The organism is Streptomyces sp. RLA131 (assembly GCF_056270125.1).
In genome coordinates this window covers 4,755,001-4,779,063 of sequence record NZ_JBWDOQ010000002.1, presented here as the reverse complement: position 1 = coordinate 4,779,063, position 24,063 = coordinate 4,755,001, and the positions used below count along the sequence as shown (strand labels likewise).

The 24,063-nt window shown below is 69.2% G+C and carries 20 protein-coding genes and 2 rRNA genes (1 of these 22 only partly in view); 5 read left to right on the top strand and 17 right to left on the bottom strand.

Annotation, left to right across the window (positions count from 1 at the left end):
* Positions 1-94: 94 nt before the first annotated feature.
* Both argS and RWE79_RS22610 read left to right on the top strand, forming a co-directional pair.
* Positions 95-1,828 carry an arginine--tRNA ligase gene (gene argS / locus RWE79_RS22615; protein ID WP_475941885.1) on the top strand — a complete coding sequence of 578 codons (1,734 nt, stop codon included), beginning with the start codon at positions 95-97 and terminating at the stop codon, positions 1,826-1,828.
* A 72-nt stretch (positions 1,829-1,900) separates the two neighbouring features.
* Positions 1,901-2,764, top strand: coding sequence for a DUF4253 domain-containing protein (locus RWE79_RS22610; RefSeq protein ID WP_475941884.1), 864 nt, complete (start codon positions 1,901-1,903; stop codon positions 2,762-2,764).
* On the opposite strand, the gene hemB is transcribed toward RWE79_RS22610, so the two are convergent.
* From hemB to RWE79_RS22575, 7 genes are all read right to left on the bottom strand, one after another.
* A complete protein-coding gene (gene hemB, locus RWE79_RS22605; RefSeq protein WP_475941883.1) occupies positions 2,755-3,747 on the bottom strand; it encodes a porphobilinogen synthase in 993 nt (330 codons plus the stop codon). The two genes, RWE79_RS22610 and hemB, sit on opposite strands and share 10 nt — an antisense overlap.
* Positions 3,748-3,931: 184 nt before the next feature.
* Positions 3,932-5,560 (bottom strand): bifunctional uroporphyrinogen-III C-methyltransferase/uroporphyrinogen-III synthase, encoded by a 1,629-nt coding sequence (locus RWE79_RS22600; RefSeq protein WP_475941882.1) that lies wholly within the window; start codon positions 5,558-5,560, stop codon positions 3,932-3,934.
* The gene (hemC, locus tag RWE79_RS22595; RefSeq protein WP_475941881.1) at positions 5,557-6,540 is read right to left on the bottom strand and encodes a hydroxymethylbilane synthase; all 984 of its coding nucleotides are present in this window, start codon (positions 6,538-6,540) and stop codon (positions 5,557-5,559) included. The genes RWE79_RS22600 and hemC overlap by 4 nt, the downstream gene beginning before the upstream one ends.
* Positions 6,537-7,889, bottom strand: coding sequence for a glutamyl-tRNA reductase (locus RWE79_RS22590; RefSeq protein WP_475941880.1), 1,353 nt, complete (start codon positions 7,887-7,889; stop codon positions 6,537-6,539). The genes hemC and RWE79_RS22590 overlap by 4 nt, the downstream gene beginning before the upstream one ends.
* A complete protein-coding gene (locus RWE79_RS22585; protein ID WP_475941879.1) occupies positions 7,886-8,665 on the bottom strand; it encodes a redox-sensing transcriptional repressor Rex in 780 nt (259 codons plus the stop codon). The genes RWE79_RS22590 and RWE79_RS22585 overlap by 4 nt, the downstream gene beginning before the upstream one ends.
* Before the next feature lie 131 nt (positions 8,666-8,796).
* Positions 8,797-9,534, bottom strand: a complete 738-nt coding sequence (locus tag RWE79_RS22580) for a 3'-5' exonuclease (protein WP_475941878.1) — start codon at positions 9,532-9,534, stop codon at positions 8,797-8,799.
* A gap of 112 nt (positions 9,535-9,646) precedes the next feature.
* Entirely contained in the window at positions 9,647-9,895 is a 249-nt protein-coding gene (locus RWE79_RS22575) for a glutaredoxin family protein (protein WP_475941877.1), read from the bottom strand.
* Positions 9,896-10,013: 118 nt separating this feature from the next.
* On the opposite strand from RWE79_RS22575, the gene RWE79_RS22570 reads away from it, so the two are divergent.
* The 3 genes from RWE79_RS22570 (at position 10,014) to RWE79_RS22560 (ending at position 13,458) form a co-directional block, all read left to right on the top strand.
* Entirely contained in the window at positions 10,014-10,955 is a 942-nt protein-coding gene (locus RWE79_RS22570; RefSeq protein WP_475941876.1) for an HAD family hydrolase, read from the top strand.
* A gap of 318 nt (positions 10,956-11,273) precedes the next feature.
* On the top strand, positions 11,274-12,059 hold the full coding sequence (locus tag RWE79_RS22565) for an ECF subfamily RNA polymerase sigma factor, BldN family (RefSeq protein WP_475941875.1): 786 nt from the start codon (positions 11,274-11,276) through the stop codon (positions 12,057-12,059).
* A 208-nt stretch (positions 12,060-12,267) separates the two neighbouring features.
* A complete protein-coding gene (locus RWE79_RS22560) occupies positions 12,268-13,458 on the top strand; it encodes a DUF5667 domain-containing protein (protein WP_475941874.1) in 1,191 nt (396 codons plus the stop codon).
* Positions 13,459-13,592: 134 nt separating this feature from the next.
* On the opposite strand, the gene RWE79_RS22555 is transcribed toward RWE79_RS22560, so the two are convergent.
* The 10 genes from RWE79_RS22555 to RWE79_RS22510 form a co-directional block, all read right to left on the bottom strand.
* Positions 13,593-14,660: a lysophospholipid acyltransferase family protein gene (locus RWE79_RS22555; protein WP_475941873.1), complete on the bottom strand. Its 1,068-nt coding sequence runs from the start codon at positions 14,658-14,660 to the stop codon at positions 13,593-13,595.
* Positions 14,661-14,686: 26 nt separating this feature from the next.
* Positions 14,687-15,754 carry an NAD-dependent epimerase/dehydratase family protein gene (locus RWE79_RS22550; RefSeq protein WP_475941872.1) on the bottom strand — a complete coding sequence of 356 codons (1,068 nt, stop codon included), beginning with the start codon at positions 15,752-15,754 and terminating at the stop codon, positions 14,687-14,689.
* 187 nt (positions 15,755-15,941) lie between these two features.
* Positions 15,942-16,040: a 30S ribosomal protein bS22 gene (locus RWE79_RS22545; RefSeq protein WP_003948845.1), complete on the bottom strand. Its 99-nt coding sequence runs from the start codon at positions 16,038-16,040 to the stop codon at positions 15,942-15,944.
* 124 nt (positions 16,041-16,164) lie between these two features.
* A complete protein-coding gene (locus RWE79_RS22540; RefSeq protein WP_475941871.1) occupies positions 16,165-16,377 on the bottom strand; it encodes a helix-turn-helix domain-containing protein in 213 nt (70 codons plus the stop codon).
* Positions 16,378-16,504: 127 nt separating this feature from the next.
* On the bottom strand, positions 16,505-17,320 hold the full coding sequence (locus RWE79_RS22535; RefSeq protein ID WP_475941870.1) for a phosphatase: 816 nt from the start codon (positions 17,318-17,320) through the stop codon (positions 16,505-16,507).
* A 177-nt stretch (positions 17,321-17,497) separates the two neighbouring features.
* Positions 17,498-18,676 (bottom strand): acetoin utilization protein AcuC, encoded by a 1,179-nt coding sequence (locus RWE79_RS22530; protein ID WP_475941869.1) that lies wholly within the window; start codon positions 18,674-18,676, stop codon positions 17,498-17,500.
* Positions 18,645-19,853 carry an MFS transporter gene (locus tag RWE79_RS22525; protein ID WP_475941868.1) on the bottom strand — a complete coding sequence of 403 codons (1,209 nt, stop codon included), beginning with the start codon at positions 19,851-19,853 and terminating at the stop codon, positions 18,645-18,647. The genes RWE79_RS22530 and RWE79_RS22525 overlap by 32 nt, the downstream gene beginning before the upstream one ends.
* A gap of 48 nt (positions 19,854-19,901) precedes the next feature.
* Positions 19,902-20,576, bottom strand: a complete 675-nt coding sequence (locus tag RWE79_RS22520) for an HAD family hydrolase (RefSeq protein ID WP_475946017.1) — start codon at positions 20,574-20,576, stop codon at positions 19,902-19,904.
* Positions 20,577-20,956: 380 nt separating this feature from the next.
* A 5S ribosomal RNA gene (rrf, locus tag RWE79_RS22515) occupies positions 20,957-21,073 on the bottom strand.
* A 75-nt stretch (positions 21,074-21,148) separates the two neighbouring features.
* A 23S ribosomal RNA gene (locus tag RWE79_RS22510) occupies positions 21,149-24,063 on the bottom strand; it runs 212 nt beyond the window's last position.

Sequence of the window (24,063 nt, the reverse complement as noted above, 5' to 3'; positions counted from 1 at the left end):
GGTACTCGCCAATTGTCCCAGAGAATATTGGGTGGCAGCCGCGTGGGATACTGAGAATCCATCTCAGCCCCCTCTCAGGAACGGCATCCATCCCATGGCCTCGGTCCCCTCCCTTTCCGCCTCGATCCAGCAGCGCGTCGCTGACGCCCTCGGTGCCGACCCGCTGCTGCGACGTAGCGACCGGGCCGACTTCCAGGCCAACGGAGTGCTGGGCCTGGCCAAGCGGAGCAAGGCCAACCCGCGCGAGCTGGCGGCCCAGGTGGCCGGCAAGCTCCCCACCGACGACCTGATCGCGGACATCGAGGTGTCCGGCCCCGGCTTCCTCAACATCAGCGTGTCCGACGCCGCGATCACCCGGACGCTGGCCGCCCGTGCCGCCGACGACCGGCTCGGTGTGCCCGCGAAGGACGCCCCCGGCATCACGGTCATCGACTACGCGCAGCCGAACGTGGCGAAGGAGATGCACGTCGGGCACCTGCGGTCGTCGGTGATCGGTGACGCGATCGTCAAGATCCTCGAATTCGCGGGCGAGACCGTGGTGCGGCGCCACCACATCGGCGACTGGGGCACCCAGTTCGGCATGCTCATCCAGTACCTGATCGAGCACCCGCACGAGCTGGACCACGACGCGGGCGAGGAGGGGGGCGAGGCCTCCATGTCCCGGCTGAACCGCCTCTACAAGGCCTCGCGCACCCTCTTCGACGCCGACGAGGACTTCAAGACACGGTCGCGCAAGCGGGTGGTCGACCTCCAGGCCGGCGACCCCGGGACGCTCGCCCTCTGGCAGCGCTTCGTCGACGAGTCGAAGATCTACTTCTACTCGGTCTACAACAAGCTCGACATCGAGATCCGCGACGAGGACATCGTCGGCGAGTCCGGCTACAACGACATGCTCGTCGAGACCTGCCGGCTGCTGGAGGACTCCGGCGTCGCCGTGCGCTCCAACGGCGCCCTGTGCGTCTTCTTCGACGACATCAAGGGCAAGGACGGCGAGCCCGTCCCGCTCATCGTCCAGAAGGCCGACGGCGGCTTCGGCTACGCCGCCACCGACCTGTCCGCCGTCCGCGACCGGACGGCCGGGCTGGGCGCCGACACCCTGCTCTACGTCGTCGACGCCCGGCAGTCGCTGCACTTCAAGATGGTCTTCGCCGCGGCCCGCCGCGCCGGCTGGCTCACCGACCAGGTCACCGTCAAGCACCTGCCGTTCGGCACGGTCCTCGGCAAGGACGGCAAGCCCTTCAAGACCCGTGAGGGCGACACCTTCCGGCTGGCCGACCTGCTCGACGAGGCCGTGGAGCGGGCCATGGCCGTGGTCCGGGAGAAGAACGGGGAGCTGTCGGACGCGGAGGTCGCCGAGCGCGGCACCGAGGTCGGCATCGGCGCGATCAAGTACGCCGACCTGTCGACCTCCCTGGGCCGCGACTACGTCTTCGACCTCGACCGGATGGTCTCCCTCACCGGCGACACCAGCGTCTACCTGCAGTACGCCTACGCCCGGATCCGGTCGATCCTGCGCAAGGCGGGCGACGCGAAGCCGGCCGCTCACCCCGAGCTGCCGCTGGCCCCCGCCGAGCGCGCCCTCGGCCTGCTCCTCGACGAGTTCGGCGACACCCTGGCCTCCGTCTCGGAGACGTACGAGCCGCACAAGCTGGCCGCGTACCTCTACTCGGTGGCCTCGGCCTTCGCGACCTTCTACGAGCAGTGCCCGGTGCTGAAGGCCGAGACCCCGGAGACGGTCGAGAACCGCCTCTTCCTCGCCGACCTCACCGGCCGCACCCTGCGCCACGGCATGGCCCTGCTCGGCATCCGCACGCCCGAGCAGCTGTAGGCCCGAGCAGCCGTAAGCCCGGCTCCCGGGGGCGGGCCCCGCATTGTCAGTGGCCCGCCCTACAGTCGTGCCATGGCGATGCTTCCCAATCCGCTGCCCGGGCTGGCGGACGACCCGACAGGCCGCTCCCTGGGCCTCCGGCTGCCGCACGGCAGCGTGTTCGGCACCCCCGACGAGCCCTCGCTGCTCTGGTACGCGAAGCAGCCGGCGGCCCCGGACAGCTGGGCCGGGCTGCTGCCCGCGCGGATGACGGCCGGGCTCCAGCCGGTGCTGCTGGGCGTCGCGGAGCTGCCGCCGGAGAAGTGGGATCTCGACCCCGGCCTGATGTCGTACCCGGGCGACCACGACCCGGAGGACGTCCTCGCCGAGTTCTGGGAGTACAGCACGGAGAACACCGGGGCCGAGGCGGAGCCCGGGAACGAGGCCGAGGGGGACACGGAGGACGGCTACGGCTTCCTCGCCCCCTTCGGGCCGGACTGGCCCGGCCCGGCCCCCGCCCGGGAGCCGGCGGCCGACCCGGACGACCGGGCGGCCGAAGTCGTCGCCGGCCTGGTCGCGCGCAGGTGCTCCGAGGACTTCCGCCCCGCTCTGGTCCATGCCCGGCGCAGCGCCGACATCCCGGCCGCCATCGGCTGGACCGGCCCCGTCAGCCACGACGAGGACGTCGCTCCGCTCTGTGCCGTCCTGCGCTCCTGGGAGGACCGCTTCGGCATCCGCGTCGTCGCCCTCACCCGCTGGGAGCTGCTGCTCTCCGTCGCCGCCCCGCCCATGACCCGGGCGGACGCCGAGGCCGTCGCCGCCGAGCACTTCGCCCTCTGCCCCGGGATCCTCCCCGAGGGCGGGGAGGAGACGCTCGGCGAATACGCCGGACGCGTCGTCCTGGGAAAGGCGTTCTGGCGCTTCGGCGGGGACCGGCGGTCCGCCGCTCAGAGCTGACGCGCGACCTCGGTCGCCCAGTACGTCAGGATCAGGTCGGCGCCCGCGCGGCGGATGCCGGTCAGGGTCTCCATGATGGCGCGCTCGCGGTCGATCCAGCCGTTCGCGGCGGCGGCCTCGACCATCGCGTACTCACCGCTGATCTGGTAGGCGGCCACCGGCACGTCCACCGACCCGGCGACCTTCGTCAGCACGTCCAGGTAGGGCAGAGCAGGCTTGACCATCACCATGTCGGCGCCCTCGGCGAGGTCGAGGGCGAGCTCGCGCATCGACTCCCTCAGGTTCGCCGGGTCCTGCTGGTAGGTCTTGCGGTCGCCCCTGAGCGAGGAGCCGACGGCCTCCCGGAAGGGCCCGTAGAAGGCGGAGGCGTACTTGGCGGTGTACGCCAGGATGCTCACGTCCTGGTGTCCGGCGCCGTCGAGGGCCTGCCGGATCACGCCGACCTGGCCGTCCATCATGCCGCTCGGCCCGACGACATGGACGCCCGCGTCGGCCTGGACCCGGGCCATCTCGGCGTACCGGGCCAGCGTCGCGTCGTTGTCGACCCGGCCGTCGGCGTCGAGCACGCCGCAGTGGCCGTGGTCGGTGTGCTCGTCGAGGCAGAGGTCGGACATGACGACCAGCGAGTCGCCGGCCTCGGCGACCACGTCCCGGATGGCGACCTGCAGGATGCCCTCGGGGTCCGTGCCCGGGGTGCCGACGGCGTCCTTCTTGGCCTCCTCCGGCACACCGAAGAGCATGATGCCGCCGACGCCCGCCTCGGCCGCCTCGGCGGCCGCCTTGCGCAGGGTGTCACGTGTGTGCTGGACGACTCCGGGCATGGCGGAGATCGGCACGGGTTCGCTGACGCCCTCGCGGACGAACACCGGCAGGATCAGCTCGGCGGGATGCAGCCGGGTCTCCGCGACCAGCCGTCGCATCGCGGGACTGGTACGCAGGCGGCGGGGCCGCGTGCCGGGGAACTCGCCGTAGGAGCTGCTCATGTCCGTGGGTGCCTTTCTCTGCCGAGGGCTTCCGCGAACCACGTTACGCCGGTGCGGCCGGTGCCTTTCCCGACGTCACGTCGGCCGCCGGGCCGGGACGCCCCCGTGAGGGCGAACCCGCGGCCGCCGTGGAGAACCGCACGGCGGCCGCGGGTGGAAACACCTGCCTCACGCAAACGGCCGGTCAGACCCGCGCCCTGCGCCGGGAGCCGGGGCGGCGCTCGCTGGGCCGGGTGACGGGGTCACCGGCGGCGATCGCCGACTCGCGGCGGCGGGTACCGAAGTCCGCCAGGGCCTGCGCCAGCGCGTGCACGGACGGCTCGGGCGACATGACGTCGACCCGCAGCCCGTGTTCCTCGGCCGTCTTGGCCGTGGCCGGGCCGATGCAGGCGATGACGGTCACGTTGTGCGGCTTGCCGGCGATGCCGACCAGGTTCCGGACGGTGCTGCTCGATGTGAACAGCACGGCGTCGAAACCGCCGCCCTTGATGGCCTCGCGGGTGTCGGCCGGCGGGGGCGAGGCGCGCACGGTGCGGTAGGCGGTGACGTCGTCGACCTCCCAGCCGAGCTCGACCAGGCCCGCGACGAGGGTCTCCGTGGCGATGTCGGCACGCGGCAGGAAGACCCGGTCGATCGGGTCGAAGACCGGGTCGTAGGGCGGCCAGTCCTCCAGCAGACCGGCGGCCGACTGCTCGCCGCTGGGCACCAGATCGGGCTTGACCCCGAACTCGACCAGCGACCTCGCGGTCTGCTCGCCCACCGCCGCGACCTTTATCCCGGCGAAGGCCCGGGCGTCGAGCCCGTACTCCTCGAACTTCTCCCGGACGGCCTTGACGGCGTTGACCGAGGTGAAGGCGATCCACTCGTAGCGGCCGGTCACCAGACCCTTGACCGCGCGTTCCATCTGCTGGGGCGTCCGCGGCGGCTCGACGGCGATCGTCGGCACCTCGTGCGGCACGGCCCCGTACGACCGGAGCTGGTCCGACAGCGAGGCGGACTGCTCCTTCGTCCTGGGAACGAGCACCTTCCACCCGAAGAGGGGCTTGGTCTCGAACCAGGACAGCTCGTCACGGCACTGCACGCTCTGCTCACCGACGACGGCTATCGCGGCGATCGGGCCCTCCGGGGTGGGCAGCGCCTTGGTGGCCTTGAGCTCGGCTGCGATCGTGCCGAGGGTGGCGCACCACGTGCGCTGCCGGGTCGTGGTCCCGGCGACGGTGACCGTCAGCGGCGTGTCGGGCTTACGGCCCGCCGACACCAGCTCGGCGGCGGCCGCCGCCACGGACTGGAGGGTCGTGGAGACGACCAGCGTGGCATCGCTGGCCCCCGCCTCGGTCCAGCTGCGGCTGCCGGCGCCGGCGGCGTCGAGGAACCGTACGTCCCCCCGCAGGGGCACCCCGGCGTAGGCCGGTACCCCCACGGCGGCGGCGACACCGGGAACCACCTCGAAGGGGATGCCGGCACGGGCGCAGGCGAGCATCTCCTCGGCGGCTGCGGCATCGAGACCGGGATCCCCGGCGATGGCACGGACGACCCGCTTACCGGTGCGCGCGGACGCCATGAAAAGCTGGGTGGCGTCGGCCGAGGCGCCCAAGACGCCATCGCCTGGCGTGGGTTCGGCCGTGTCCACGCCTGCCTTGGCGTGCGTGCGCACGACGTCGAGCACGTGCGGGTCCGCGACCAGCAGGTCGGCACCGGCAAGGGCCTCGACGGCACGCAGGGTCAGGAGACCGGGATCTCCCGGTCCGGCACCGAGGAAAGTGACATGTCCGCAGACAGGGCTGTTGGTCGCTGCGGCGGCGGTGGGGCTCAAAGTGCGCGCTCCCCCATAAGACCGGCCGCACCCTTGGCGAGCATCTCGGCGGCGAGTTCGCGGCCGAGGCACACGGCTTCCTCACGAGAGGCGGGGGTGGGACCGGTGATGGACATCTGTACCAGCGAAGTGCCGTCGGTCGTGCCGACGATCCCGCGCAGGCGCAGCTCGGAAACCTGCCCGTCGGCCACAAGGTCGGCGAGCGCGCCCACAGGGGCGGAGCAGCCGGCCTCGAGGGCGGCGAGCAGAGCGCGCTCGGCGGTCACGGCGGCCCGGGTGAGCGGGTCGTCGAGCTCGGCGAGCACGGAGGCCAGCTCTGCGGATCGCGCAGAGCATTCGATGGCCAGTGCCCCCTGTCCGGGGGCCGGGAGTACGGCGTCGGTGGGGATCAGCTGGGTCGCGTCGGTGAGACGGCCCAGCCGGCTGAGTCCTGCGGCGGCCAGGACAACGGCGTCGAGGTCGCCCGAGGCAACATATCCGATCCGGGTGTCCACATTGCCACGGATCGGTATCGTCTCGATCGCGAGCCCGAGCTGACGCGCCCAGTGGTTCAGCTGCGCCATCCGGCGCGGCGAGCCGGTGCCGATCCGCGCGGGCCGGTCCGGCGAGGCGGCGGCGAGGGCTTCGAAGGTCAGACCGTCGCGGGCGACCAGTGCGTCCCGGGCGTCCTCGCGGACCGGGATCGCGGCCAGTGTCAGCCCGTCCGGTGGGGCGGTCGGCAGGTCCTTGAGCGAGTGGACGGCGAAGTCGATCTCACCGGCGAGCAGCGCGTCGCGCAGGGCGGACACGAAGACCCCGGTACCGCCGATCTGCGCGAGGTGTTCGCGCGAGGTGTCGCCGTACGTGGTGATCTCCACCAGCTCGACATCCCGGCCGGTCAGCTCACGGACCTGCCGTGCGACCTGACCGGACTGCGCCATCGCCAGTGCGCTGCGCCTGGTGCCCAGTCTCAGTGCGGTAGTTGCGGTTGGGCTCGTCATGCCCGCCCTCGATTCGGTTCTGCCGGTTCGTCGGAACCACTGACCCGGCTGACGGCGGCGACCGCCTGCGGGTCGAGGTCGAAGAGTTCACGCAGCGCGTCCGCGTATCCGGCGCCGCCGGGTTCGCCCGCGAGCTGCTTGACCCGCACGGTGGGCGCGTGCAGGAGCTTGTCGACGACGCGGCGCACGGTCTGGGTGACCTCGGCGCGCTCGCGTTCGTCCAGGTGGGGGAGCCTGCCGTCGAGGCGGGTGAGCTCGGCGGCGACCAGGTCGGCGGCCATGGAGCGCAGCGCGACGACCGTCGGCGTGATGTGCGCGGCGCGCTGGGCGGCACCGAAGGCCGCGACCTCCGCGGAGACGATTTTGCGGACCTCGTTCACGTCGGCGGCCATGGGCGCGTCCTGCGCGGCGTTGCCGATGGTCTCCAGGTCGACCAGGTGGGCGCCGTCCAGGGTCGCCACCACCGGGTCGGTGTCGCGGGGCATGGCCAGGTCGAGCAGGCCGATGGGACTGTCCGCCGTGCGGTGCAGCAGCGCCCGGGCAACAGTGTCGGCGGCGATGACCTGCCCGGTGGCGCCGGTACAGGACACCACGATGTCGGCGTACGGCAGCTCGGCGGCCAGGTCGTCGATGCGCACGGCACGGCCACCGACAGCCTCGGCGAGGCGGGCGGCGCGCTCGTACGTACGGTTGGCGACGACGATGTCGCTGACGCCGGCCCGGGCCAGGGTGTTGGCGGCCAGCGAGCTCATCGAACCGGCTCCGACGACCAGGGCGCGCTTGCCCTTGGCCCAGCCGTCGAAGGAGTCGACGCCGCCGATGGCCCGCGCGAGCTGGTCGAGACCGAAGGTGACCAGGGACTGCCCGGCGCGGTCGATACCGGTCTCGGAGTGGGCGCGCTTGCCGACCCGCAGCGACTGCTGGAAGAGGTCGTTGAGCAGCCGGCCCGCCGTGTGCTGCTCCTGGCCGGTGCTGAGGGTGTCCTTGATCTGGCCGAGGATCTGGCCCTCGCCGACGACCATGGAGTCCAGTCCGCAGGCCACCGAGAACAGGTGGTGGACGGCCCGGTCCTCGTAGTGCACGTACAGGTAGGGGGTGAGCTCCTCCAGCGGCACGCCGCTGTGATCGGCGAGCAGCGTGGACAGCTCGGCGACCCCCGCGTGGAACTTGTCCACGTCCGCGTACAGCTCGATGCGGTTGCAGGTGGACAGCACCGCGGCCTCGGCGGCCGGCTCGGCGGCGACCGCGTCGTGCAGCAGCTTGACCTTGGTGTCCTCGGCGAGCGCCGCTCGCTCCAGGACACTGACCGGGGCGCTGCGGTGGCTCAGGCCGACCACGAGAAGACTCATGCCGGCATCACCGCCGGCAGGTCTCCGTCGGGGCCGGGGCGCTTGACCGCGCTCCGTACGGTCTTGGCGGCGACGGGCGGCGCGACCGCGGTGCCGGCGGAGTCGCTCAGCTCCTCGCCGGCCTTGCGCTGCTCGTGGAAGGCGAGGATCTGCAGCTCGATGGAGAGGTCGACCTTGCGCACGTCGACGCCGTCCGGCACGGCGAGCACGGTCGGCGCGAAGTTGAGGATCGAGGTGACGCCGGCCGCGACCAGCCGGTCGCAGACCTCCTGGGCCGCGCCCGCCGGAGTGGTGATCACACCGATGGACACCTGGTTGTCCTCGACGATGTCCTCCAGCTCGTCGGCGTGCCGCACCGGCAGTCCGGCGATCAGCTTCCCGGCGAGCTGCGCGTCGGCGTCGATGAGGGCGGCGATCCGGAAGCCGCGGGAGGCGAAGCCGCCGTAGTTGGCCAGGGCCGCACCGAGGTTGCCCATACCCACGATCACGACGGGCCAGTCCTGGGTCAGGCCCAGTTCGCGGGAGATCTGGTACACGAGGTACTCGACGTCGTATCCGACGCCCCGCGTTCCGTACGAGCCCAGATAGGAGAAGTCTTTACGAAGCTTGGCGGAGTTCACGCCGGCGGCCGCGGCGAGTTCCTCCGACGACACGGTGGGCACCGAGCGCTCGGAAAGGGCGGTCAGGGCCCGCAGGTACAGCGGAAGACGGGCGACGGTGGCCTCGGGAATCCCTCGGCTGCGGGTCGCCGGTCGGTGAGTTCGGCCAGTTGCCACGATGCTCCTGCGGGTAGAGCTGGGCTGCGGGCGACCACAGTCCCTATGACCGCCCCGTGCCCGCCAATCTATGTCTTTGTGAACGCGTGCACAAAGATAGTGTCCGATTTGCCCGGCGGAAGTGACCGGCATCACGCACCCCCATTACGGACATACGAAACCATTTGCTGCGCCGGAACGTTCCGCTTGAGCGCCACATCCGTAACGCCGCGCCCCACCCACAATGCCCCGGCGCTCACGCCGGCGCTCGTACCGGCGACCGCCATCTGGGGCCAGTCCACCGCGGCGGCCAGCACCAGCGCCGCCTCGGCGTGCGCACGGGCCGCCACGGCGTGCGCGAGCCCCGTTGTGTAGTAAGCGAAAAGCCGTGCGGTGGCCCGCGCGTCACCCAGCGCCGTGTGCGCCGTCCAGCCGGTCACCCCGGCCGCCTCCGCGCAGGCCCGCAGGCTCAGCGCGCCGGGGAGGGCGCCGCGCAGCGCGGCCATCCGCATCGTGCACAGTTCGGGCACGGCCGGGAACCCGATGCCCATCCGGGCGTACTCGGCCGCCAGGAAGGCACGGTCACAGCCCACGTTGTGCCCCACCAGGACCCTGCCGCGCAGCAGCCTCAGCAGCTCGGGGGCGATCTGCGCGAAGCGCGGTGCGCGTGCGGCCGTCACATGACCGGGCTCGATGCCGTGGATGTGCGTCGGCCCGACCGGGCCCTCGGGGTCGATCAGCGTGACGAACTCGCCCTGCGGCGTCAGCTCGCCGTCCATGAGGACGACCGCGACCTCGACCACCCGGTGGCGCCGGGAACTCGACCCCGTCGCCTCAAGATCCACAATGGCGTAGCCGCCGTGAACCCCCTGAGGCCTGGCCCGGAGCACGCCTTCACCGATCCTTTCGCGCGCCCCCGCCGTACGCAGCAATCCAAAACGACCTCGATGGTAATCGAATGGGCGAGCTCAGCGAAACGGCGCAAACCGTCCCACCCGGGGGTCAGCCGCCGAGCGCCCTGCGCAGGCGGCCCTCGTCCACCCGCCAGAAGTCGTGCTGTTCGCCGTCCACCAGGACGACGGGGATCTGCTCCCAGTACTTGCGGTGCAGTTCCTCGTCCTGTGTGATGTCGCGCTCATCCACGGCCGCGCCCAGCTCCCCGGCGACCTTCTCGATCACGACCCGCGCGTCGTCGCACAGGTGGCAGCCGGGCTTGCCGATCAGCGTCACGGTCCTCTTCGTCCTGGTCATGGGAGCCATTGTGCTCCCGGGCGGCAGCGGCCCCGGGTAACGGTTCCGTCGCGAGGAGTTCACACGGACGCTCCACGCCTGCGGCGGGAGCGGGGGACAAACTGGCTATGCTCGGCCCATGGCCGCTCTTCGATGGCTCACCCCCCGTAGGCGCTCCGCGACCGCGCGCAGCGTCCTGGCAGGCGAGGCCGCGGCCGAGGCCGCACTCGCGGCGCCGCTGCCCAAGCAGAAGGATTCCGGCTCCGGTGCCGAAGAGGCCGCCGCGGCGCCCGAGTTCCCCGTCGTCGGGGATCCGCACGCCGCTGCCTTCTTCGACCTCGACAACACCGTGATGCAGGGTGCCGCGCTCTTCCACTTCGGCCGCGGCCTGTACAAGCGCAAGTTCTTCCACAAGCGCGACCTGGTGCGCTTCGCCTGGCAGCAGGCGTACTTCAGACTCGCCGGGTCCGAGGACCCCGAACACATGCAGGAGGCGCGGGACAGCGCGCTGTCGATCGTCAAGGGGCACCGCGTCGAGGAGCTCATGTCGATCGGCGAGGAGATCTACGACGAGTACATGGCCGGCAAGATCTGGCCCGGCACCCGCGCCCTCGCCCAGGCCCATCTGGACGCCGGGCAGCGGGTCTGGCTGGTCACCGCCGCCCCCGTCGAGACCGCCACCATCATCGCCCGCCGCCTCGGCCTGACCGGCGCCCTGGGCACCGTCGCCGAGCACATCAACGGCATCTACACCGGCCGTCTGGTCGGCGAACCGCTGCACGGCCCCTCCAAGGCCGAGGCCGTCAAGGCGCTGGCCGTCGCCGAGGGTCTCGAACTCTCGCGCTGCGCCGCGTACAGCGATTCGTCGAACGACATCCCGATGCTGTCGCTGGTCGGACATCCGTACGCGATCAATCCCGACACGCGTCTGCGCAAGCACGCCCGCCGCGAGGGCTGGCGGCTGCGCGACTACCGAACGGGCCGCAAGGCGGCGAAGATCGGGATCCCGGCCGCCGCGGGAGTCGGCGCCGTGGCCGGCGGCGCGGCCGCCGCCGTGGCCCTGCAACGCCGCCGCCGATAGGCAACGGGGCCGGTCCGGGCATCCTTTCGGTCTACCCCCTCCGGCCCCACGCCAGTCGCCGTCGCGTCACACAGCCACAACACGCACTCCACGCGACCATTTCACGACCCGGTATGGTCAACTCCGCTTTCGCGTTCGATAATTGAGTAGTCACCAATCCGTCAGAGAGTGGGCGGAATCGGCGATTTCAGCAACTCGGTGTAGCGTCGCCTGTACGAAGCGTTATTCTCCTCAGACGCAAGCCGGTTCCCACGCGTCGCCACGGCGGGTGAACGGTTCCGTACTGCACGTGATGGAAGTTCTGCCTCTGGGAGTCCCGTGTACCCACACACCGGGGTTGACGCCTCTGGCATGGCTGCGCTGCGCGCGTTGGTCGCCGACCACCTGCGCGCCCTTGTCCCCGCGTCCGCCATGCCCGCCCTCGCTGCACCCGCATGCGGTCCGCTGTACGCCATGGCCGAGGCGGGCACCACCGTCGGCGGCCGTCGCGCCACCCGGCACAACACACAGTCCCAGGGGGCCGCCACCGCGTCCCGCCGCCCCGCGGCCGACAGCGACAGCGGCCGCATGATGGAGCTGGTCGAACGGGCCCAGGCCGGCGAGACCGAGGCCTTCGGCCGCCTGTACGACCATTACTCCGACACGGTCTACCGGTACATCTACTACCGCGTGAACGGCAAGGCCACCGCCGAGGACCTCACGAGCGAGACCTTTCTGCGCGCCCTGCGCAGGATCGGCACCTTCACCTGGCAGGGCCGCGACTTCGGCGCCTGGCTGGTCACCATCGCCCGGAATCTGGTCGCCGACCACTTCAAGTCGAGCAGGTTCCGCCTCGAAGTCGTCACCGGCGAAATGCTCGACGCCAACGAGGTCGAACGCAGCCCCGAGGACTCCGTCCTTGAGTCGCTCTCCAACGAGTCGCTGCTCAAAGCGGTGCGCAAGCTCAATCCCCAGCAGCAGGAGTGCGTGACACTGCGCTTCCTCCAGGGCCTGTCGGTCGCCGAGACCGCCCGCATCATGGGGAAGAACGAGGGCGCCATCAAGACGCTCCAGTACCGCGCGGTGCGCACGCTGGCCCGGCTGCTCCCCGAAGACGCCCGGTGAAGGTGTCTGATCCGCTTGCGCCCACTTTCACGATCCGATCATCATGACTGCGTAACCCAACTCGTACGGCACTCGTTGCATCAAACGCAGACCCCCACTGCCGTGCCCTGCTCGCTTCCGGTCACTCGATCGGGTGGACAGGCTCAAGGAACGCAACTTCCGGGCGCTTCGGGGAGTCGAGTGTGAATGACGAGAGGAGGTGCCGCCCGTGATCGCGAACCCAACAGCGCACCGGCGGGCGAACGCCTTCGCCGAGGCCCTGGAGGACGCCGGTCCCCAGGCGGTCGGCGAGCAGCAGCATGGTGCTCATGCCACGCACGCGGCTCATGCCGCGGACCGGCATGCCGACCCGGGCCAGGGCCGAATGCTGGTATTGGCGGACGCCCTTGAGGACGTACCGCGGCCGACGCTGGATCCCGCGAAGAAGATCGAACAACGGGCCCAACTGATCGCCGCCATGGAGGCGGCGCTCGCCGACGGCACCCTGGCCGCGGTGCCCGAACAGCGCGGCGGCGGTGCCGCGGGCGGCCGCAGCGGCGCCCACCGGTACCGCCCCAGCTCCCGCTGGGGCCGCAGGCTCGCCGCCGGCGGCCTGTCGGTCGGCGTCCTCGGCGGGGCCCTCGGCGGCGTCGCCGCGGCCAGCACCAACGCGCTGCCCGGCGACACGCTGTACGGGCTCAAGCGCGGCATGGAGGACATGAGGCTCGACTTCGCCGACGACGACGCCGACCGCGGCAAGGTCTATCTCGACCTCGCCTCGACCCGGCTCCAGGAGGCCCGCCGCCTCATGGAACGCGGCCGGAGCGGCGACCTCGACGACGAGTCGGTCAGCGAGCTCGCCAAGGCGCTGTCCGGCATGCAGCAGGAGGCATCGGAGGGCCACCGGCTGCTCAGCGCGGCCTACCGCAAGAACGGCTCCCTCCAGCCGATCGAGACGCTCTCCGCGTTCTCCACCGCCCACCGCCAGGGCTGGACCGAACTGCGTGACCGCCTCCCGTCGCGGCTCACCGACGTCAGTAAGAAGGTCACCTCGGTCTTCGACGCCATAGAGGAGGAAGTGGCCCCGCTCCAGAAGCTGCTGCCGCCGGCCACCACCGGCACCGGCGACAGCCACAACGCCGCCCCTTCCAGTGGCACGCGCTCCGGCACCTCCGCCAGGCCCGCGCCTTCCTCGACCGGTTCCGCGGACGACAGGTCCAGCGGCTCCGGCAAGTCCAGCCCGTCCTCGTCCGGCACCTCCGCCGATGACGGTCTGGTGGGCGGCCTCGTCGACGGCGGCGCCACCTCCACCCCGAGTTCCAGCGCCTCCACCACCGAGACCGCGGAGCCCTCCGTCACCCTCCCGCCGCTCCTGCCGGGCCTTCTCCCGGGCCTGGGTCTCGCGGCGGACGACAGCTGACCGCCACGGTCGCCGGACCGGCTGGTATTCCAGCCCGTCCGGCGACCGGTGAAGCAACCCGGTCACGAACGGTGAAGCAACCCGGTCACGAACCCGGTCGGCAACCCGGTAACCGCACGGGCCGGCGGCCGGGATCAGAAGAAGACCGACCGCCGCTGCACCAGCAGCTTGTACAGCGTGTGCTGGATCGTCTCCCGCACCTGATCGGTCAGGTTGAAGACGAGCATCGGGTCCTCCGCCGCCTCCGGCGTGTAGCAGTCCGTGGGAATCGGCTCACCGAACTGGATCGTCCACTTCGTCGGCAGCGGCACCAGGCCCAGCGGGCCGAGCCAGGGGAAGGTGGGCGTCATCGGGAAGTACGGGAAGCCCAGCAGCCGGGCCAGCGTCCTGGCGTTGCCGACCATGGGGTAGATCTCCTCCGCGCCCACGATGGAGCACGGAATGATCGGTACGCCGGTCTTGAGCGCGGTGGACACGAATCCGCCCCGCCCGAAGCGCTGCAGCTTGTACCGCTCGGAGAACGGCTTGCCGAGGCCCTTGAAGCCCTCCGGCATCACCCCGACGACCTCGCCCCGCTCCAGCAGCAGTTGGGCGTCCTCCGCGCACGCCAGCGTGTGACCGAGCTTGCGCGCCAGCTCGTTGACCACCGGCAGCACGAACACCAGGTCCGCGGCGAGCAGCCGCAGGTGCCGCCCCGCCGGGTGGTGGTCGTGCACGGCGACCTGCATCATCAGGCCGTCCATCGGCAGGGTGCCGGAGTGGTTGGAGACGACCAGGGCGCCGCCCTCGGCCGGGATGTTCTCGATGCCCTTGACCTCGACCCGGAAGTACTGGTCGTACAGGGGCCGCAGCAGCGACATCAGGACCTGGTCGGTGAGGTCCTGGTCGTAGCCGAAGTCGTCGACCTCGTAGTCGCCGGTGACGCGGCGGCGCAGGAAGTCGAGGCCATGGGCGACCTTGCGGTCCCAGTGGCCGCCCAGCAGGCGATCGGCGACGCCGGTGAGCGCGTCCGTGAGGGCCGCCGGGGAGGCGGGGGCCTCCCCGGGTGCGGAGGACGCCGTTCCGGCGCTCTCACGGCCGTCGGGGGCGTCCTGGCCCTCCTCCTCGGAGGCCGTCTGCCGTACGGAGGTGAGCGACGGAGCCGTAGGGCCCGCCGGGCTGCGGGTGTCCTCATCGAACGGGATGACCTTGGCGTCCGCCATGGCTCGGCTCCTCCTCGTAGGGGCACTCACGTCTGGTCACCACCGGCGGGCCCGTCAGCGGGCGCACCGGCCGGCAGCAGCGCGGCCACCCGGTCGACGCCCCGGGCCAGCAGTCCTGGCGGCAGAAGCCCCGGCCCATGGCTGCGGGCGAAGTCGCTGAAAGCCCCGGCGGTGGTGTACTTCGGTGTGAACCCGAGCGTCTCACGCATCTGCCGCGTGTCCACCACCCGCCCGTGTGTCAGCAGCCTGATCTGCTCGGGCGAGAAGTCGGTCATCCCCGCCGTGCGCAGCGTCTGCGCCACCCACGTCACCGCCGGCAGCAGCACCGGCACCATCGGCTTGCCCAGCCGTCGCGCGGTCTGCGACAGCAGCAGCACCCCGTCCCCGGCGACATTGAACGTCCCGCTGTTGAGCGTGCCGCGGGCCGGGTCCCGGATGGTGAGCAGCAGTACGTCGATGACGTCGTCCTCGTGGACGAACTGGAGCCTCGGGTCGTAGCCGAAGACCGTCGGCAGCGCGGGCAGCGCGAAGTACTCCGACAGGGGCGTGTCCGTCCGCGGGCCGAGGATGTTGGCGAACCGCAGCACCGCCACCGCCACGTCCGGGCGGCGGCGCGCGAAGCCGCGTACGTAGCCCTCGACTTCGACGGCGTCCTTGGCGAAGCCGCCCCTGGGCAGCGACTTGGGCGGCATCGTCTCGGTGAAGACGGCCGGGTCGCGCGGTGCGGAGCCGTAGACGCTCGTCGTGGACTTCACCACCAGACGGCGTACGGTCGGGGCCTTCTGGCACGCGCCGAGCAGCTGCATCGTGCCGATGACGTTGGTTTCCTTGATCGCCGCCCGGTTGTTCTTGCCGGGCAGTGTGCCGCTGACGTCCATGTGGACGACCGTGTCGACGCCGTGCTCCGCGAGAACCTTGCCGATCATCGGGTGGCGGATGTCGGCCCGCACGAACTCGGCGCCACCGAGATGGTGCTCGGGAGGCACGGCGTCGACCCCGATCACCCGGTCGACGTCCGGCTCGCGCATGACGCGCCGTACGAGTCTCCCGGAGAGCTGCCGGGCGACCCCGGTGACGAGCACCACCTTGCCCAAGATCCGTGCCTCCTGCTGGCTGTGCGGATTCTGTGTACGCACCGTATCGGGTCGATGTTGCGCCGTGATGACGCCCGAGTCCACGGACGCGGCCCCACGGGAGCGTAAACCTCCCCGAACGCCGCTGCCCTCCCGCCTCCGCGGTTGCGGTGACGAGAGGGCAGGGAAAGCGATACGCGTAGCTCGCTTACTTCTTGTTGCGACGCTGCACACGCGTCCGCTTCAGCAGCTTGCGGTGCTTCTTCTTGGCCATACGCTTGCGCCGCTTCTTGATGACAGAGCCCACGACTACCCTCGCTTCGTTTTCACTCGGTGCGGGGCGTCCGAGCCCACACGACCTACGTCGGCCAAGCCTACCCGCCCCGAAGCGGGGAGCCTAAACCGGCGGTGCGAAGCAGCGCGGACCACCGTCAGGCAGATTCCCCCACCCCCACGTAGGAGTCGCGAAGATAGTCATGGACGGCCTGCTCCGGCACCCGGAAGGACCTGCCCACCCGGATCGCCGGCAGATGACCGCTGTGCACCAGCCGGTACACGGTCATCTTGGACACACGCATCACCGCGGCGACCTCCGCCACAGTCAGGAACACGACCTCGTTGAGAGGCCTCTCGCTAGAAGCCATGACACACCTGAACCTTCCGCACATGTCGGGCACCGGCTTCCCCTCCGGTGACTCCTGCTCGCATGTGCGCTCCTCCCCAGACTAGGTGCGGGTGATGCAAGTGGGAAGAGGAGTGGCTATCGGTTGACTACTGTGACAGACACGCTCGATTGAGTACATAGCGCGTAAGCGGTCGGTAGTAATCAGACCGCACAGCGTCATCAAGCGGAACCGCGACGGACACCCGTCCCTCCGCCTGGGCCACGAAGACCGCCGGATCGTCGGAATCCGCGAGCCCCATGGCTTCAATACCCAGCTGACCTGCCCCGCAGACCCATCCGTGGTCCCCGACCACGAGGCTCGGCAGTACGCCGTCGGAGCCACCCGCCCCGGCGAGCGCGGCGCGAACCGGGAGCGGCGAGTGCGTGTGTACCCCCGGCTCGCACCCGGGCGCGACAGCGGCCGTGGGGCATACGACCGCGACGCCGGCTACGTACCTCAGCGTGTGGCTGCGTAGACCGAATTGGGTTGGCATATCGATACATCGACCATGCGATGGTGTGAGGATCCGACATCCCGCCGCCGACAGGGCACCGGCCAATCCGGCGTAGAAGCCGTGCAACCGTTGCGGATGCCCCGTCCCCAGCAGCACGGTTTCCCTGTGGTCCGCCGCTGATCGGATCCGGTCCGCGAACGCGTCCAACGCTGCCAGCGTCCGATCGGGGTCGATCACATCATGCCCTGAAGTGTGCTCCGGGTCAGGAGATACGCCACATCGCTCCGCCATCAGCCGCAGCAGTTCCCCCACCGTCCAGGCCCGCTCCGGATCGAGCCCCAGCAGCTGCCGCGGGTCCCCCGCCGCGAACAGCCGGTAGCTGCGCAGACTCTTCTCCCGCGACGTCGCGATGGGGCCCGACAAGCGGGCCGCCAGCAGGTGCGCGCGCAGCGCGCCGACACTCAGCACGGGGGCGATGCTCCCGCCCCCGGTCCCGGGCCGCGCGGCAAAGCGCCCGGAATCCCCCCGACGGATGACAGGCCAAGGGTGACGGAGGCGGGGTGACAGGCCCGAACGGGTGACGTCCGGCCGCCCGGGGCGGGAGATGACGGGCCCCGGGCGACGGAGGGGGCCCGGGGCGAGCGGCTACGCCAGCAGGCCGTGCAGCGGGAACACCGCCCGCCGGGTCGCCAGCACCGCCTGGTCCAGCCGGTCCGCCGGGTCGTACCCCGCGTCGTCGAACCCGCGCCAGCTCGCGTCCCGCCCGTCCGTCATGCGCAGCGGCGCGATTCTGCGCGTGCGCCGGTAGACCTCCGCCCGCCACTCCTCCGGCGTCTCCGCCTCGGGCGGGATCGGGTGCCCCGCGGCGATCGCCACCAGGTGCGTCCAGCTGCGCGGGACGACCTCCACGACCTCGTAACCGCCACCGCCCAGAGCGATCCACCGCCCCTCGGCATGCGCGTGCGCGAGTTCGTGGCAGGCCTCCGCCACCGCGCGCTGGGCGTCCAGGCTCACGGCCAGATGGGCCAGCGGGTCCTCGAAGTGCGTGTCCGCGCCGTGCTGGGTCACCAGCACCTGCGGCCGGAAGGCGGCCACCAGCTCCGGCACCACCGCGTGGAACGCCCGCAGCCACCCGGCGTCACCCGTCCCCGCCGGCAGCGCCACATTGACCGCCGACCCCTCGGCCCGCGGGCCGCCGGTCTCCTCCGGCCAGCCGCTCTGCGGGAAGAGGGTCCGGGGATGCTCGTGCAGCGAGATCGTCAGCACCCTGGGGTCGTCCCAGAACACCGCCTGCACACCGTCGCCGTGATGTACGTCCACATCCACGTAGACCACGCGCTCCGCGCCCAGCTCCAGCAGCCGCGCGATGGCCAGCGCCGCGTCGTTGTACACACAGAAGCCGGAGGCCGCCCCCGGCATGGCGTGATGCAGGCCGCCCGCGAAGTTGACCGCGTGCGACGCTTCCCCGCGCCACACGGCCTCCGCGGCGCCCACCGACTGCCCGGCGATGAGCGCCGACGCCTCGTGCATGCCCTCGAAGGCGGGGTTGTCCTCGGTACCGATCCCGTACGCGGTCTCCGCCGCCTTCGGATCGGCCGAGGCGTGCCGCACCGCGGCCACGTACTCGGGCCGGTGCACCAGCCCCAGCGTCGAGTCACCGGCCGGCGGCGCCGCCGTGACCGTGACCCCGGACGCCCGGTCCAGGCCGAAGTCCCGGACCAGCCCCATGGTCAGTGCCAACCGCACCGGATCCATCGGGTGCCCGGAACCGAAGTCGTAGCCCGTTACCTGCTCATCCCACATCAGCTGTGCGCGGCCGCTCATGGCCGACACCGTATCCGGCCGGATCCGGGTCGAACGAGCGGGCATACAGCAGCGTCGCCGCCACCAGCACCATCGGCACCAGCATGGCCCCCCGGTAACTCCACGCGTCACCCAGCGCGCCCACCAGCGGCGAGCCCACCAGGAAGCCCACGTAGTTGAAGATGTTCAGCCGCGCGATCGCCGAGTCCGACCCGACCGGGAACAGCCGGCCCGCCGCGGCGAAGGTCTGCGGCACGATCACGCACAGCCCCAGCCCCAGCAGGGTGAATCCGGCCATCCCGACCCATGCCCCCGGTGCCACGGCCACCACTCCGAAGCCCGCCACCGCCAGCAGCGTCCCCACCCGGACCACCGCGGCCGCCCCGAACCGCCGCACCCCGAGGTCGCCCACGGACCGCCCGAGGAGCGTCATCACCATGTAGACGTTGTACGGAACCGTCGCCAGCTGCTCCGAGCTGTGCAGGGTGTCCTGCAGATACTTCGCGCTCCAGTTGGAGACCGTCGCGTCACCGATGTACGCGAACGCCATCACCATGCAGAGCGGCATCAGCAGCTTCATCGCCAACGGCACCCCGGCGGCCGCGTGCTCCTTCTCGGCCTGCGACGACGCGGCCTGGTCGACGAACCAGCGGCTGGCCACCAGCGCCACCGGGATCAGTACCGCGACCACCGGCCCGTACAGCACCGCCAGCGACAGGTGCCAGTGCGCCCCCGCCCACGCCAGCGACGCCCCCAGGATCCCGCCGAGGCTGAACGCCGCGTGGAACCCGAGCATGATGCTCCGCCCGTACGACGCCTGGAGGCTCACCCCCAGCATGTTCATCGACGCGTCCAGCGCCCCGACGCAGAGTCCGAACGCCGCCAGCGCCAGACCGAGTTCCCATACGGTGTTCCCGGCACCGGCACCGAGCAGCGCCAGACACACAGCGGGCTGCGCACACCGCAGGACCACGCTGGGCCTGACCCGCTTGACCACATGCTCGGCCGTGACACTGCCGACGCCGGCCAGGATCGGCACCGCGGCGAGAAAGAGCGGCAGCAGCGCGTCGCTGATCCCGTAGCGGTCCTGCAACGCCGGAATCCGGGTCACCAGCAGCGCGAACGCCACACCCTGGACAAAGAAACTGACGGCCAACGAGGCCCGTCCATGCCGCAATCTGCCGTCTATGCCGTCCATGAGCGTGCAGCGTAGGGCCCGAAGCTACGCACCGGTAGATGGGTTCGGTCAACAGTTTGGATCAGGTTCCGCACCTCCGCCCAGCAGCAGCGCCGGCAACTCCCCCATGTCCGCGAACCGGCCGCTCGCCGCGGCCAGTTTCCCCGCCGCCGTCATCGCCGTGAACCCGTACACGTCCATCCCCGCCGCGACCGCCGCCCGCACCCCCAGCGGACTGTCCTCCACCACCACGCACCGCTCCGGCCGGTGACCCATCACCCGTGCCGCGTGCAGAAACAGATCCGGTGCCGGTTTGCCCCGGCCCACGTCCTCCGAGCTGAAGATCCGCTCCTCGCCGAACCTCTCGTACAGTCCGGCCTTCCCCAGCCCGACCCTGATCCGCTCATGACTCCCCGACGACGCCACGCAGTACGGAATCCCCTCCGCCGACAGCTTCTCCAGCACCGCCGCCACCCCGGGCACCGGCTCCAACTCCCGCCGGAAGGCCCGGAACACGCGCTCATGGAACGTGGCATCGAACTCCGCCGGCAGGCGCTTCCCCGTCCGCTCGGCGACCAGATCGTGGATACGGTGCATCGCCGACCCCATGTAGTCGCGAATCGACTCCTCATAGGTGGTGGGGTGCCCGAGCTCCGTCAGATACCCGGCCAGTACACGGTTGGAGATCGGCTCGCTGTCCACCAGGACGCCGTCATTGTCGAAGATCACCAGGTCATAGCGCACCGCGCCCACACTAGCCGGACCGCTGAGGACCTCCCTCGGCGTGGGCGTGGCCGCGCCGCTGACCACGGAATCCGCCGCCGCCACCGCCTGTCCCCTCACCGTCCCCGCCGGCTCCGCCGGGCCCGCGACCGACCTCAAGCCCCTTGTCCTCAACATGGACACCAGTTGGTATCCCACCGCCGTCGACAACCACGGCCGCATCGTCGGCGTCCTCACCTACTCCCACCAGGACCTCGCCCTCGAAACCTACTGGGACAGCCCCTGCACCGCCGACGGCGCCCAGGTCTCCGCTCTCCCCGGTCACGACGGCAAGGGCTGGTTCACTCGGCTGGAACGCAAAGAAGCCCCCAGGCTGAGCCTGGGGGCTTCTTTCAAAGATCGTTCGGCGGTGTCCTACTCTCCCACAGGGTCCCCCCTGCAGTACCATCGGCGCTGAAAGGCTTAGCTTCCGGGTTCGAAATGTAACCGGGCGTTTCCCTAACGCTATGACCACCGAAACACTATGAAGTTAACGACCACCGGAAAACAACACGGTTCGTTACTTCAGAACTACACAGTGGACGCGAGCAACTGAGGACAAGCCCTCGGCCTATTAGTACCGGTCAGCTCCACCCCTTACAGGGCTTCCACATCCGGCCTATCAACCCAGTCGTCTACTGGGAGCCTTAACCAATCAAGTTGGTGGGAATACTCATCTCGAAGCAGGCTTCCCGCTTAGATGCTTTCAGCGGTTATCCCTCCCGAACGTAGCCAACCAGCCATGCCCTTGGCAGGACAACTGGCACACCAGAGGTTCGTCCGTCCCGGTCCTCTCTCGTACTAGGGACAGCCCTTCTCAATATTCCTACGCGCACAGCGGATAGGGACCGAACTGTCTCACGACGTTCTAAACCCAGCTCGCGTACCGCTTTAATGGGCGAACAGCCCAACCCTTGGGACCGACTCCAGCCCCAGGATGCGACGAGCCGACATCGAGGTGCCAAACCATCCCGTCGATATGGACTCTTGGGGAAGATCAGCCTGTTATCCCCGGGGTACCTTTTATCCGTTGAGCGACGGCGCTTCCACAAGCCACCGCCGGATCACTAGTCCCGACTTTCGTCCCTGCTCGACCCGTCAGTCTCACAGTCAAGCTCCCTTGTGCACTTACACTCAACACCTGATTGCCAACCAGGCTGAGGGAACCTTTGGGCGCCTCCGTTACATTTTAGGAGGCAACCGCCCCAGTTAAACTACCCACCAGACACTGTCCCTGATCCGGATCACGGACCGAGGTTAGACATCCAGCACGACCAGAGTGGTATTTCAACGACGACTCCACCATGGCTGGCGCCATGACTTCACAGTCTCCCACCTATCCTACACAAGCCGAACCGAACACCAATATCAAGCTATAGTAAAGGTCCCGGGGTCTTTCCGTCCTGCTGCGCGAAACGAGCATCTTTACTCGTAGTGCAATTTCACCGGGCCTATGGTTGAGACAGTCGAGAAGTCGTTACGCCATTCGTGCAGGTCGGAACTTACCCGACAAGGAATTTCGCTACCTTAGGATGGTTATAGTTACCACCGCCGTTTACTGGCGCTTAAGTTCTCAGCTTCGCCACACCGAAATGTGACTAACCGGTCCCCTTAACGTTCCAGCACCGGGCAGGCGTCAGTCCGTATACATCGCCTTACGGCTTCGCACGGACCTGTGTTTTTAGTAAACAGTCGCTTCTCGCTGGTCTCTGCGGCCACCCCCAGCTCACCGAGTAAATCGGATCACCAGTGATGGCCCCCCTTCTCCCGAAGTTACGGGGGCATTTTGCCGAGTTCCTTAACCATAGTTCACCCGAACGCCTCGGTATTCTCTACCTGACCACCTGAGTCGGTTTAGGGTACGGGCCGCCATGAAACTCGCTAGAGGCTTTTCTCGACAGCATAGGATCATCCACTTCACCACAATCGGCTCGGCATCAGGTCTCAGCCTCAATGTGTGACGGATTTGCCTATCACACGGCCTACACCCTTACCCCGGGACAACCACCGCCCGGGCTGGACTACCTTCCTGCGTCACCCCATCGCTTACCTACTACAGGTCTGGTCCGTCGGCTCCACCACTCCCCTCAACTCCGAAGAGATCAGGGCGGCTTCACGGACTTAGCATCGCCTGGTTCGATACTGGGCGTTTCAAAGCGGGTACCGGAATATCAACCGGTTGTCCATCGACTACGCCTGTCGGCCTCGCCTTAGGTCCCGACTTACCCTGGGCAGATCAGCTTGACCCAGGAACCCTTAGTCAATCGGCGCACACGTTTCCCACGTGTGTATCGCTACTCATGCCTGCATTCTCACTCGTGAACCGTCCACCACTGCCTTCCGGCGCGGCTTCACCCGGCACACGACGCTCCCCTACCCATCACAGCCTCCGTTGGGAGTACATGCTGCAATGACACGACTTCGGCGGTACGCTTGAGCCCCGCTACATTGTCGGCGCGGAATCACTTGACCAGTGAGCTATTACGCACTCTTTCAAGGGTGGCTGCTTCTAAGCCAACCTCCTGGTTGTCTCTGCGACTCCACATCCTTTCCCACTTAGCGTACGCTTAGGGGCCTTAGTCGATGCTCTGGGCTGTTTCCCTCTCGACCATGGAGCTTATCCCCCACAGTCTCACTGCCACGCTCTCACTTACCGGCATTCGGAGTTTGGCTAAGGTCAGTAACCCGGTAGGGCCCATCGCCTATCCAGTGCTCTACCTCCGGCAAGAAACACGTGACGCTGCACCTAAATGCATTTCGGGGAGAACCAGCTATCACGGAGTTTGATTGGCCTTTCACCCCTAACCACAGGTCATCCCCCAGGTTTTCAACCCTGGTGGGTTCGGTCCTCCACGCGGTCTTACCCACGCTTCAACCTGCCCATGGCTAGATCACTCCGCTTCGGGTCTTGGGCGCGCTACTCAATCGCCCTATTCGGACTCGCTTTCGCTACGGCTTCCCCACACGGGTTAACCTCGCAACACACCGCAAACTCGCAGGCTCATTCTTCAAAAGGCACGCAGTCACGACGCACCGAGTAAACTCGATGCGCGACGCTCCCACGGCTTGTAGGCACACGGTTTCAGGTACTATTTCACTCCGCTCCCGCGGTACTTTTCACCATTCCCTCACGGTACTATCCGCTATCGGTCACCAGGGAATATTTAGGCTTAACGGGTGGTCCCGCCAGATTCACACGGGATTTCTCGGGCCCCGTGCTACTTGGGTGTCGTACAAGCAAGCCGTACAGATTTCAGCTACGGGGGTCTTACCCTCTACGCCGGACCTTTCGCATGTCCTTCGCCTATCCATACGGTTTCTGACTCGCCCGACGGCCGGCAGACCATCGAAGTACGATCCCACAACCCCGTATACGCAACCCCTGCCGGGTATCACACGCATACGGTTTGGCCTCATCCGGTTTCGCTCGCCACTACTCCCGGAATCACGGTTGTTTTCTCTTCCTGCG